The organism is Nostoc sp. UIC 10890 (genome assembly GCF_054786515.1).
Window position 1 is genome coordinate 3,720,312 of sequence record NZ_JBSGKF010000001.1, and the last position, 13,046, is coordinate 3,733,357.

9 protein-coding genes are annotated in these 13,046 nt (G+C 41.4%); all 9 read right to left on the reverse strand.

The window, feature by feature from the left end; genetic code table 11:
• Nucleotides 1-73: 73 nt before the first annotated feature.
• The 9 genes from ACWATR_RS15160 to ACWATR_RS15200 all read right to left on the reverse strand — a co-directional run bounded on the left by ACWATR_RS15160 (nucleotide 74) and on the right by ACWATR_RS15200 (nucleotide 12,829).
• Nucleotides 74-1,585, reverse strand: a complete 1,512-nt coding sequence (locus tag ACWATR_RS15160) for an acyl-CoA synthetase (protein WP_460333752.1) — start codon at nucleotides 1,583-1,585, stop codon at nucleotides 74-76.
• A 73-nt stretch (nucleotides 1,586-1,658) separates the two neighbouring features.
• Nucleotides 1,659-2,639: a magnesium transporter CorA family protein gene (locus tag ACWATR_RS15165; RefSeq protein ID WP_460333755.1), complete on the reverse strand. Its 981-nt coding sequence runs from the start codon at nucleotides 2,637-2,639 to the stop codon at nucleotides 1,659-1,661.
• A gap of 264 nt (nucleotides 2,640-2,903) precedes the next feature.
• Nucleotides 2,904-4,961, reverse strand: a complete 2,058-nt coding sequence (locus tag ACWATR_RS15170) for a tetratricopeptide repeat protein (protein ID WP_460333758.1) — start codon at nucleotides 4,959-4,961, stop codon at nucleotides 2,904-2,906.
• 177 nt (nucleotides 4,962-5,138) lie between these two features.
• A complete protein-coding gene (locus ACWATR_RS15175; RefSeq protein WP_460333761.1) occupies nucleotides 5,139-6,995 on the reverse strand; it encodes an aspartate kinase in 1,857 nt (618 codons plus the stop codon).
• 121 nt (nucleotides 6,996-7,116) lie between these two features.
• The gene (locus ACWATR_RS15180) at nucleotides 7,117-7,686 is read right to left on the reverse strand and encodes a Uma2 family endonuclease (RefSeq protein ID WP_460333764.1); all 570 of its coding nucleotides are present in this window, start codon (nucleotides 7,684-7,686) and stop codon (nucleotides 7,117-7,119) included.
• 141 nt (nucleotides 7,687-7,827) lie between these two features.
• Complete coding sequence (locus tag ACWATR_RS15185; RefSeq protein WP_460333767.1) at nucleotides 7,828-9,678, reverse strand: PAS domain-containing sensor histidine kinase; 1,851 nt, start codon at nucleotides 9,676-9,678, stop codon at nucleotides 7,828-7,830.
• A 208-nt stretch (nucleotides 9,679-9,886) separates the two neighbouring features.
• Nucleotides 9,887-12,529: a sensor histidine kinase gene (locus ACWATR_RS15190; protein WP_460333770.1), complete on the reverse strand. Its 2,643-nt coding sequence runs from the start codon at nucleotides 12,527-12,529 to the stop codon at nucleotides 9,887-9,889.
• A complete protein-coding gene (locus ACWATR_RS15195; protein ID WP_460333773.1) occupies nucleotides 12,520-12,645 on the reverse strand; it encodes a hypothetical protein in 126 nt (41 codons plus the stop codon). Before ACWATR_RS15195 ends, ACWATR_RS15190 begins: the two co-directional genes overlap by 10 nt.
• 55 nt (nucleotides 12,646-12,700) lie before the next feature.
• Nucleotides 12,701-12,829, reverse strand: coding sequence for a hypothetical protein (locus tag ACWATR_RS15200; protein WP_460333776.1), 129 nt, complete (start codon nucleotides 12,827-12,829; stop codon nucleotides 12,701-12,703).
• Nucleotides 12,830-13,046 lie beyond the last annotated feature (217 nt).

Consider the following 13,046-nt stretch of genomic DNA (forward strand, 5'->3'; position numbering starts at 1 on the left):
ACCACAATTGACATCACATACTTCCACAATATACACGCATTTGCGATGTCGAACTGCTTCTGATTTTTGATCACTAGACTGGAAATAGCTCGACCACTGTCGGCTTAGTCACTTTCCCCATTGCATTGCGCGGTAATTCTTCAACTAGTAAAATTTGGGTTGGTACTTTATAAACCGCCAATCGTTCTTTTGCCCAACTCCTAAAAGATTCTAATGTTAAAGGTTCAGAACCTTGCAATACTAACGCCGCACAAACCCGTTCACCCCACTCCGGATCGGCAACCCCAACCACTGCACATTCCTGAATATCTGGATGCGATCGCAATACTTCTTCAATTTCTAAAGCTGAAACTTTATACCCTCCGGTTTTGATGATATCCACACTCATCCGTCCGAGAATGCGGTAGTTACCATTCTCAACTACGGCGGTATCTCCAGTACGGAACCAACTATCTTGGAAAGCTTTGGCGGTTGCTTGGGGGTTTTGCCAATATTCTAAAAACACTCCGGGGCCTTTAACTTGAATCTCTCCTGGTGTTGCGGCTGGAACTAACTCCCCGTTCTCATCCACTAATCTCACTTCAACTTCAGGTAGTGGCTTTCCTACATATCCAGACAACCGTTCACCGTGTAAAGGGTTCGATAACGCCATACCGATTTCCGTCATCCCATAGCGCTCAAGCAGAAAATGGCCGCTGATGGTTTGCCACTTTTCTAAAACTTGAACTGGTAATGCTGCCGAGCCAGAAACCATCAGGCGCATTTTAGCACAGCCTTCTGACATAGTTTTTTGGCGTTCCTTAGAAGCAGTTTCCCAAGCAGCAATCAGCTTTACATAAATTGTTGGTACTGCCATAAATAGGGTTAAGTCACCGTCACAAATTCGTTTCCAAACGGTTTGGGCGTCAAATTTGCTTAACATCTCGCACTCCGCGCCAGCCCATAAAGCACAAGTCAGGACGTTAATAATTCCATGAATATGATGTAGTGGCAGGATATGTAAAATGCGATCATCCGATGTCCATTCCCAAGCGGTGATTAAGCTAGTCACTTGCGCTTGAATATTTTGATGAGTTGTAACTACACCCTTCGGTTTACCTGTTGTACCGCTGGTGTAGAGAATTAAAGCGCGTCTAGTGATATCTATATCTGGGAGGCGACCAATATTAGATGGGAGAGTTTCTGAGGTGAGGATAAATCGCAAATTGTGTTCTTGGGCTAGCGATTCTCCTGCGGAGACGCTGCGCGAACGCAATATAGCCTCAAAATTAGGATGAGCAACAATAATCGATGCTCCAGAATTGGTAATTACATACTCCAATTCTGGGCGTGGATGGGAAACACACAGAGGTACAGCTATGCCACCAGCCCGCCAAATCCCCCATAGAGTCGCTACATACTCAAACCCAGGCGGGATGAGAAAGGCAACTCGCTGCTCCTGTAAATCTTCTGTATTCTGAAGAAGGCTTGTTGCTATTTGACTAGAAGTGTGAAGCAAATCCCGATAAGTAAATGCTCCATCTGTTGTAGCAATCGCTGTTTTCTCGTTGTGTTCTTCAGCACGAATAATCAATGGTATATTCACGTTTATTTACCGATTGAGAGTTGATTCAGTCTACTTACAGAAAGCATATAGCAATATTCCCAATTCCCTTTCTCTACAACCAACGTTGTTTTTTAGCATAAGTAATACTACAAATCACAATTAATGCCATCATACAGATCACAGCAGGATAAGCCCAAGGTTGCTCTAATTCCGGCATATATTTGAAGTTCATACCATAGAAACCAGACATGAAAGTTATTGGTAAGAATATGGTCGAGAGGATAGTTAGACGATTAATTCGTTCACCAGTTTTGCTAGCAATATTATCGCGTTGAATTTCCATTAATTCTGACATCCAGGCTCTTAGAGATTGATATTCTTGCCAGAGTTTATCAACCTGATGAACTAATTCTTGATTGAAGAGTTCCTTCACTGGCTGGGTGATCCATTGGAAATCTTCGTTATTCATCATAGCCATAAGTAACTTGATGCTTTGAAAATTACGGCGTCCTGAACGAGTAGATTGCCTCATTGTGGCAATTTTTTTGTACGTTGATTCATCACCCGAATTATCTAAAACTTCATCTTCTAAATCATCAAGTTTTCTAGAAATATAATCAAATACATTATCATAATTATTCAAGACATATTTAAAAATGAGATAAAAAAGATAGTCAATTCCCAAGTTTGGTATATCTGGAGTTCGCTTTTGTAAATTATTTGCTAGATTGGTTAAAATTTTTAGTTCAGTGATTTCAAAAGTGATAATAAAATTATTTCCAACCACAATATTGCCACAGGCAACCTCAAATTCATTATTTTTTATTTGAGTAGTTAGAATTTCATAGCTGTCAAATAAACAATCTTCTACATCTTCATCGATTCCTACAGAGGAATGGTTAAAAATCATCTCAATCCGATATGGATTTAGTCCAAAATGCTTGACAATTCTGGCGGTTCCAGTCCGATCGCGGAAGTGGATACAGCGCAACCAAATATTGTGAGAACCATCAATTCTTGCCAGTACCTTATCGACATCATTGCTAGTGAATAATTCCAGGTTATCTGGATAAAAAGTGAAGAGAGTTAGCATATAACAATCCTAATTGAGTCATAAAAAAATCCGGTAACTCATGGTAGGTATTAAGTAGGTGGGCGTAAATAAAGTTAACTGGTAATGATTGTCATTTGTCCTTTGTCATTCGTCATTGGTGAGGGAGGAAGGCCGCTCCGGTACTGGGTACTGACGTACTAGGAATTGTTTTTTAAAATTTGGTGGTTGCTCATTACCCACCACCATAATTTTTCGATTTTACACCCAGTCCCCAATCTCTAATCCCCAGTCCCTTTTACTAGCTCAAGTTTTTTCTTTTTTCCCAGATTTAGGGCGAGTAGTTGGCGCTGGTGCTGACTTATTTTGCAGAATGGCAATTTCTCTCTGTGCATCTTGATAACTATCTTTTTCTCCTTGCTGTTGGAATAGTTTTGCAGCTTTTTTGAAATCTGCGATCGCTCCTTGTTTGTTTTTCTGTTTGGTACGAATTATACCCCGGTTATAGTAGGCTAAGGCATTGTTAGCATTAATTGCGATCGCTCGTGAATAATCCTGATTTGCAGCTTTTGTATTTCCCAGTTCGAGATAGGCGTTACCACGGTTGTTGTAAGCTGCTACATTATTAGTATCTAGTTTTAATGCTTCGGTGTAATCTTCAATAGCACCTTTATAATTTCCAAAAGAAAAACGGTGAATACCCCTGTGGATGTAAGCTGCAATAAATTTAGGATCAATCTGTAAAATAGTATTGTAATCTTCAGTAGCTTCTACTTTATTTCCCAACTCACTGTAAATATCACCACGATTAAGAAAAGCTTCTATATATTTGGGATTGATGTTGATTGCATCTGCGTAATCTTTAAGTGCTGCATATTTCTGTTTATTAACAGATTGAGTTAAACCCCTTTGATAATAAGCTTTAGCATCACTAGGATTAATTTTAATTATTGCGTCAAAATCTTGAATTGCTGCAAGTCTTTGTTTGAGGCGACGGCGAAGGATACCTCGTTGCAAGTAGGCTTCGGTATACTCAGGCTTAAGAGCGATCGCTTTGCTAAAATCTCCAATTGCTCCTTTATTATCCTTCACTTGAGAACGAGCTAATCCCCGGCCATAGTAAGAGTATGCATTCTCTGAGTTTAACTTAATCGCTTGAGTATAGTCTGCGATCGCTTCTTTGTACTTACTTAATCCATAAAAAGCAAATCCTCGGTCAAAATAGGCATTGGCATCTTGAGGATTGAGTAAAATTGCTTGGCTAGAGTCTGCTTGTGCTTGCTCATAGTCTCCTAATCGATAATAAGCATCGCCTCGCTTATTATAAGCCAAAGCATTTTGCGGATCTAATTCAATAACCTGATTGAAATCTTTAACTGCTCCTTCATAGTTTCCTGATTCATATTTATTTACTCCCTGTTGGTATAATGTTTTTTGAGCATCACTTACAGGTTTTGGCAATTGTAAAATCCACGCTCCAATACCAAGTGCGATACAACCAGCTATCCCTGTCAGAACTAGTAATAATTTTTTATCATCCTGTTTTTGCGGATCTTCAACATTTGTTAATTTTTTCAGATCATCTAAAACTTCGGTTGCATACTGGTAGCGTTTACGATAATCAAAACGTACCATTTTATTAATAATTTTTTCTAACTTTCTGTTAACTTTTAGATTTTTGGGACGCCAAACTATTTCACCTGTCAGCTTATTTTTCTGACTTTGTAAATTAGATATTTCCTTTGCAGTTAAACCTAGAAGTGCTGCGATCGCAACAATACCTAAAGCATATATATTGCTGTTGTATTTGAGGTTGCCGTTAACTTGTTCTATCGGCATATACTCAAGATTATCAACGCTATTAGTGATGGCTTCATTAAAAGTAACAAAATTAACCAAAACTAACTTTTTATCTGATTCTCTACGAATAATATTTGCTGGTTTAATATCGCGATGAATCACACCATAGCTATGTACAATAACCAAAATCTCTAATATCTCTGACAAAAAACTAATTACTTGGTCTTCACTTAGAGGTTGTCCCTGGATAATTTCGTCACTTAAAGAATTGCCAGGGATGAATTCTTGGACTATATAGAATTCTTCATTTTCTTCAAAATAAGCAACTAGCTTTTGGATTTTATCGTTTTCCTGTCCTAGTTTTTCTAAAGTTGCTGCTTTACTGGCAAACAAGCGGCTTAGGATTGTTAAAGTTTGGGAATTTTTATTAGGAGGACATAATTGCTTTACTATAAGTTCGCTGCCAGGAAGATTAGTATCTTCAACTAGATAGGTTTTCCCCTTTTCCCCATCATTGAGAACTTTTAGTATTCGGTAATGTCCATCTAGGAAATGACTATTCATCAATATAAATATAGTCTGATAAATTGCTTGATTATAGCTTAAGTGTAATGGCGCTAAGTTAAGACACAGTTCTTGCCTTGGCTGCTTCCTAGACTAGAGGCTGGGAACGAGGCAACACAAGACTTTGGGCTTATCTTAGTGCCATTCTAATCAAGCGGATATGAAATGAGTCAGGTTCTACGCTGGAATTACAAATTTCTCGCTACCAGCCAGTTCAAAGGCTGCATGAATTGCTTGCAAAGCTTTAACACCTTGCTCTTGGGCCACGACACAACTAATTTTGATTTCTGAAGTGGCAATCATTTGAATATTGATTTGTTGTTGGGCTAAAGCTTCAAACATTTTAGCGGCAACACCTGGTTGTCCGAGCATACCTGCACCGACAATACTCACCTTAGCGATCGCACTATCTAAAACAACTTCACCCCATCCTAACTCTGCCGCTATTTGGGTAAGCATTTTTTTGGCATTTTCCCCGTCTATCCGCGAGACTGTAAAGGCAATATCTCGTCTGGGAACACCATCAATGACCCGACAGCGCTGAGATTGGATAATCATATCAACACTAATATTATGTTGTGCTAATAATCCAAACAATTTTGCCGCCATCCCCGGACGATCTGGCAATTGGCGAATAGCAAGACGCGCTTGATTCAAGTCGAGGGCAACGCCGCGAACGGGAGGACAATTGGGCAGAGGGGCAGAGGGGCGGAGGGGCAGAGGGGAATCTATACACATACTCTCCCCTGCTCCCCTGCTCCCCTGCTGCCCTGCTTCGATCTCAAAGGCGGTACGGAGTGCTAAGACAGCGCGATCGCATTGGTTGGCATCGACTACGCAACTTACTTTCACTTCGCTGGTGGAAATCATTTGAATGTTCACGCCTGCTTCAGCTAATGTGGCAAACATCTTTGCAGCGACACCAGGACGCCCAATCATTCCTGCGCCTGCAATGCTGACTTTGGCAATGTTATGTTCTACCATTACCTCGGCTTCTTCCGATTTGGGGTTAGATTGACTTCTTAGTGCTGGGGCGATCGCAGTTGCTACTGCTTCTGCCCGTTTTAATATTGGTGTGGTGACAGTAAAGGCAATGTCATTACTGTTACCTTCATGAACTGACTGAATAATCAAATCTACATCTACTTTTTGCCGAGAAATTTCGCCAAATAATCTAGCTGCAACACCTGGTCTATCAGGTACGCGCAACAAAGCAACCTTCGCTTGGTCAGTGTCAAATTCTACAGCATCCACTGGACGGGCAATTTCTAGATTGATTAGCGATCGCCCTTGGGGTTTGGCTGATGTCACCCAAGTACCTGGTTGATCCGTCCAACTAGACCTAACTACAAGGGGAACACCATAGTTACGGGCAATTTCCACAGCACGGGGATGCAGTACTTTTGCGCCCAAGCTAGCTAATTCCAACATTTCATCGCAGGTGATGTCATCCATTAACTGGGCTTCAGCAACCAAGCGGGGGTCTGTAGTGAGAATACCTGGAACGTCTGTATAAATTTCGCAAAAGTTCGCTCTTAATGCGGCTGCGATCGCCACTGCTGATGTGTCAGAACCACCGCGCCCCAAAGTCGTAATTTCCATCTCTCCGGTGCTGGATGTGCCTTGAAACCCTGCTACTACAACTACTTTACCTTCATTTATGTGGCGACTGAGGCGAGTAGTTTCAATATGCAAAATCCGAGCGCGGCTGTGTTCAGCTTCGGTAACAATTCCTACCTGAGCGCCAGTCATGGAAATTGCTGGTTGTCCGAGTTCCTGCAAAGCCATGCTGAGTAAGGCAATCGTTACTTGTTCGCCAGTAGAAAGCAGCATATCCATTTCCCGGCGATTAGGATTTGGAGAAATTTCATTAGCTAGTTTGACGAGTCCATCGGTGGTTTTGCCCATTGCCGAAACCACTACGACAAGAGAGTTTCCAGCTTTAACAGTTTTATAAACACGCTGTGCAACAGCTTGAATACGTTCCACTGAACCGACAGATGTACCACCGTATTTCTGAACTATGAGCGCCATAACTTTTTATTTAATCAATTGTGCCTGCTTTCATCAACGCTTCCACCTGGTTAGGAAGCCTTCAAGGCTTATCAGTTATATAGTTTACTAAATATTGCGTCGAATACCCTATAATAATTGATTATTCAAAAACTACATCTTCGTAAAGTGCTGCCATTGTTTCCTCAAAATCCACGCTGTTGAGTCGAAATGATTGATGTTCTGCTGTGTAGGATTGTAAAACCCACAACCCTTGCTCGTTGCGGCGAAAACACTCGACTCGCTGACGTTTGGTATTAATTAAAACATATTCTTGCAGACTTTCTAGTGTTTGATAATCGGCAAATTTATCGCCTCGGTCAAAGGCTTCGGTAGAATTAGATAAAACTTCGACAATTAAACAGGGAAATCTTTTATAACCTGGCGTTTCTCGATCTCGTTGATCGCAAGTAACCATCACATCGGGATAATAAAAGCGATTCAGAAATTCAATTCTGGCTTTCATGTCAGCGATGTAAACACGACAACCAGAGCCGCGCATACGATTACGCAGGAGAGATGCCAGGTTAAGAGCAATGGTAACGTGTGGATCTAGCGCTCCAGCCATTGCGTAGATGTAGCCGTCTATATATTCATGCTTGATATTGCTCTGTTCCTCCATTTGGAGGTATTCTTCAACAGTGACGTAGTTTTGTTGGGGTGAGGCTATCATAGTTGAAACTTGAATTCAGGAATATAAGCTTCATTCTAGCGATTGCTTACTATCATTATCTTGATATTCTTTAACTTGCAAAAAGACGCGATGAATCGCGTCTCTACAAATTGTCTATTTGTCGCATTCTTTTTTCAGTACTTAGCTAATAGGTAATGTAAACCAGAAAGTTGCCCCTGCATCCAATGCACTGTTTACGCCAATTTCGCCACCGTGAGCATGGATAATTTGCTTACACAGATACAACCCCAATCCCAAACTTACAGAATTGCGGATACTTGTACCCCGAAAGTAAAGGTCAAAAAGCCGATCGCTTTGTTGTTGACTAATTCCCACGCCGTTATCACTAACAGTACAATAAATTTTGTCATCCTTATGGGTAGCGTTGATTGTCAAAAGCAATTCCGGGGGATTGTGTTTTAGAGCATTGACAATTAAGTTAGAAAACACTCGCCATAGTTGCGTGGGATCAGCATTCACTAATGGCAAATCTGCGGATACTAGATTTGTCAGCTTGGCTTGATTTTGTGCTAATAATGGCTCTAAATCTGCGATCGCAGCTTCGATAACTGCCAGTAATTGTACGGCTTGACGTTGTAAAACAACACCTTGCATTTCACTGATATGAGTTTCCATCAACGAATTAATTAAGTTCAGTTGGCGATCGCTACTTTGAATCATCCGCTCTAAAATAGAGCGTGAAACAGGGATTGGGGAAGGTGGGGCCCCCTCCGGGGATAAGGGGTAATGGGGATTAGGGATTGGGGATTGGGAAGAGACTTCATCAATAATCCCCCCTTGTCCTCCTTGTCCTTGATTCCCAGTCCCCACTCCCTGATTTAGCAAATTCTTCAATACCATTACAGTACCCAGCACTGGGTTGCGTAAGTCGTGGGAAACTGCATGGAAAAATACTCGTAGTTCTTCTTCAGTTTGCTTGCGCTGGGTAATGTCTTCAATCAAACCTTCGTAGTAAAGCAATTTTCCCTGTTCGTCACGGACTGCGTAGGCTTTTTCTGAAATCCAGACAATACTCCCATCTCGGCGATAAATTTGAGACTCGAACTCTGAAACGCTGCCATACTTTTCCATCAGGCGCACAAATTCTGCCCGACGATTCGGATCAACATACAATTGTTCAATATCAGTTAAATGTGCTGTCACCTCTTCCACTAAAGAATAGCCATAAATACGGGCTAGAGCGGGATTTGCCGTAATGTAACGTCCATCGGGACTGCTTTGGAAGATTCCTTCAACGGCGTTTTCAAAAATGGTGCGATATTTAGCTTCTGCAACCTTGAGTTTTTGATAGGCAGATTCCAGTTCTTGACGGGCGAAAAATTCAGAACGTTGCAGGCGATCGTACAGATAAACACCAATATCACATATAGTACAAAACCAAAAAATGTATAAAATGAACGTTACATTATATATTCCTGGGTGTTCAGGAATCGGTGTTTCTAGTCCAAGTGCCGTATTCACACCAAAATAGTAAAGCAGCACACTCACTTGAGTCAGCAAGTGAAGAATCGAGCAGACGGGCATCAACACAGCTTGGCTCAAGAATAGCAGCGACCAACCGATGGTATCGGGTAGTGCAAAACCTGTAAGAGTTGCAAACAACTGCGATGCTAAACTAATTGACCAAGAAGACCCCAAAAATAATAAATCTGGACGATGACGACCTAACTTAGTTTTATGTAAGGCAAAGCAGACCAGTATACTCATGAGCATTGCAACATTAATTACAATACGTTGAGTTCTAACTACTTCTGGCAACTGCTGCAACTCTTGAAAAGGGAAAAACAAGCCGTAAATGTCTCGCAAAGTAAAAGACAACAGACAAATCAGCGCCAGCCATAACCATAAACGTAATCTCTGCCACAAAAAATGGTTACGCCAAGCTTTGTAAAGAGGATTGATTTCATCTGTTGTTGGTGCAGAAAAGGTTTTTCTCCACCAGCTTTGCACTGTTGTAAATGGAGTAGCCATTAGCATCCGAGCAACTTTGCCCATACCTTGAGGGTGTTTCCCTTACTCAATAGATTTCTTGCAGAAGTAGGGAAAGGGGGGAAAGGGTAAAGGTTTTGTATTTAACCCTTTCCCTTTAACCTTTACCCTTTTCCCACAAGAGTGCAAAAAGCACTTTTGCAAGAGGTTTAATATTGCTATAAATAACACCCTCTCATTTTTTGGTGATTTATGGGCGATTTGTTGCGGATGAAGTTGCCAAAGGTAGTGTAAACCAGAAAGTTAACCCGCGCTTGCGGTTACTAATAACACCGATTTCGCCGCCATGTGCCTTAATAAATTTCCGACAAAGATACATTTTTAAGCCAATGCTTGTAGAGCAACAGTCTTGGGGATCGCGGACATGGAGATCGAAAAGGCGATCGCATTCTACTTTACTCATTCCCACACCGTCATCTTGAATCTGAGTGCGAATCATTCCCGCCTCAAGGGTGGCACTCAGGGTAAAATTTAATCCTGGTGGATTATTTTGCAAGCCATGTGTGATTAAATTTGCCAAAACTTTCTGCAACCTAGTCCCATCTGCCATTACTAATGGTAAATCTGCCGGAACCAAGTTCTTCAGAGTCGCTTGATTTTGTGTCAGCATGGGTTCCAACTCGGCGAATGTTCCTCCCAGTAGGGTGCTAAGTTGCACAGGTTCGAGTTTGATCTCAAGACCCTGTTTTTCACAAGAATTAATTTCTAGCAATGAGTTAATCATTGTTAGTTGGCGATCGTTGCCTTGAATCATCCGCTCGATAATTGAGCGAGATATTGGGATTGAAGATTGGACATGGGAAAGAGGCAGAGGGGCAGAGGAGATGGGGGGCAGAGGGGAAAGACTTGCTGTAATTGCTCCCCTGCTCCCCTGCTCCTCTGCTCCCATGCTCCCCTGCCCCTGCCCCACTCCCTGATTTAACAAATTCTTCAACACCATTAAGTTACCCATTACCGAAGTTCGTAAATCGTGGGCAACTGTATGCAACACTACATCTTTGACGCGATGCAATTTTTCAACTTCTTGCATTTTCTGCTCTAACTGTGCCGTCCGTTCTTCTACTTGGTGTTCTAAATTAGTGTTGAGTTCTGCTAGTTTTTGGCATATCTGGCTTTGCTGAATGGCGATCGCAACCTGTTCTGACATCTGCTGTAACAAATCAATTTCTATCGGCAGCCAATGACGCGAACCTGAGCATTGATTGGCAATTAACGCCCCAAATAATTCATCATCTAGCATAATTGGTACAGCCAAGCTAGCCTTCGTTTGGAATTTTTGACAGTGTGCTTTGACTTTGGGAGATACTGTCATTTGCGTTATGTCTTCAACGACACGCACAAAATTATCTTTTAGTAAATTTCGCACTTCTTTTAGATAAGCTTCATCATTAGTAGACCAACCTGAGACTGATGGATATTTGGGATCTACTGATTCGGCAAGAGTTCTGATTCCTAAATTGGCATTATTTAAACTAATGAAAACTCGATCTGCTTGCAGAAATTGTCTAACTTCCGTCACGGTGGTTTGAAGAATTTGCTCTAAGTTCAGCGAAGACCGAATTCGCACTAGGGTTTCTGCCAACAAGCGATCGCGTTGGGCACAAAGGCGGAATTGTGCTTCTACCTGTTTGCGTTCTGTAATGTCGTGATGCACTGCCAGGATGGAAGGTATACCATCTAAATCAATCACCTCGGCTGAAAGCAGCGTTGTAATGATCTCGCCAGACTTTTGCCGAAATTCAAATTCTAAGTTGCGAACAACTCCCGTGCCTTGCAACTGCTGTAACAAATTCAGGCGATCGCGATCGTCTACCCAAAGATTTAACTCAAAAGAAGTTTTACCAATCGCTTCCTCTCGCTCATAACCTGAAAGTTTTACAAAACTGTCGTTAACTTCGATGAAGCGTCCTTCTTGTAGCGTACTAATGGTAATTGAATCGGGGCTGCAACTAAAAGCTTTAGCAAATTTTTGGGCAAGATTTTGTAAAGCGACTTCTCCTTGTTTCTGATCTGTGATATCTCGGACAATTGCTAGTACCTCATCTTCACCACTCACGACCAAACGCGCCTCATAATTTCTGATTCCCAAAGGCGTTGGTAGCTGATATTCGCAAGTTTGTAAAGTTCCAGAATCTAAAGTTTTAGCGATCGCTACTTGGCTAATGGCTGCAACATCACTAGGCAATAACTCTTGCACATGTTTTCCAACTATTTCTTCTCTCGAAAGAGTGACATTTGCTCCTTCACTTTTCAAATCTAAATACTCGCCATCGCGGCTGATGCGAAACATCAAATCGGGGATAGCATCCAAAATTGCTTTATACCGCGCCTCACTTTCTTGCAATTTTTCTTCGGCTTGTTTCCGGTCTGTAATATCCATGACCAAGCCATTCCAAAGAAAATCACCATTGGCTTGTAGTTCCGGTTGTGAAGTACCTTGAATCCACTTCAGTTTGCCACTAGGCGTAATAATTCGACCTTCCCAATGCCAAGGTGTAAAAGTGGTGCGACAAACAGCAATAGATTCTGCAAAAGCTTTTATATCCTGTGGATGAATCAGTTTATATAGCACCTGAAAGTCTGCCTGTATAGCTTCTGGTTCTAATTCATACAAATATTTACAACCAAAACTAATATAAGGGATAAATATAGAATCATCCTGCCGTTGCAGAATTTGGAAAATCATCCCCGGTAAATTGGCAGCAATTGTGTCCAACAGAGTGATATTCTCTGGTTGAAAATCTGGTTTATACGCTGATTTTACAATTTCATCCACTCTTAGACCCTTTGATATATAAGCAATTGGCATAATATTCAAGGCAATCATAGCCATTGTGAGAGATTTTTAGCTGTCGGCATAATCACTAACAGCAGAAAAAGTGGCTCTACTTTCAGAGTAGTTCTGGATGATGCGATCGCATTCACCCAATCGGGTGAACCATTTGTCAAAGAACGAATCAGTTTAGGAATGCTGAGTTAGCGATCGCCCTTGACGCTTGGCGGACTAAGCCGCCACTGCGACTTCTGGCTGAGTGAGCTTTTTGATTTGTGAGAATTGCAAACCGCAGTTTCCCGACTTATTAAAGAAGTTGGGGATATTTTTGATCTGAATCAGGTAAATACCACCACTCATAAAAACTCCGTTGTGTTGACCTCATTTAAGGTTCCCGGTTTCATCGAGTAGTGAACACCTGTTCAGCGAGTTGGTACATTAAAAAATTGAGATAATCAACTTTGATCGCAACAATTAGATAGAAAGTAGTTTATAGATACATCTAATCTAGTTTTACCTAAAGCCAAAAACTAATAATGAGCGCTCCAAAGTAGGGATACTTTGCAATAGATTGAAG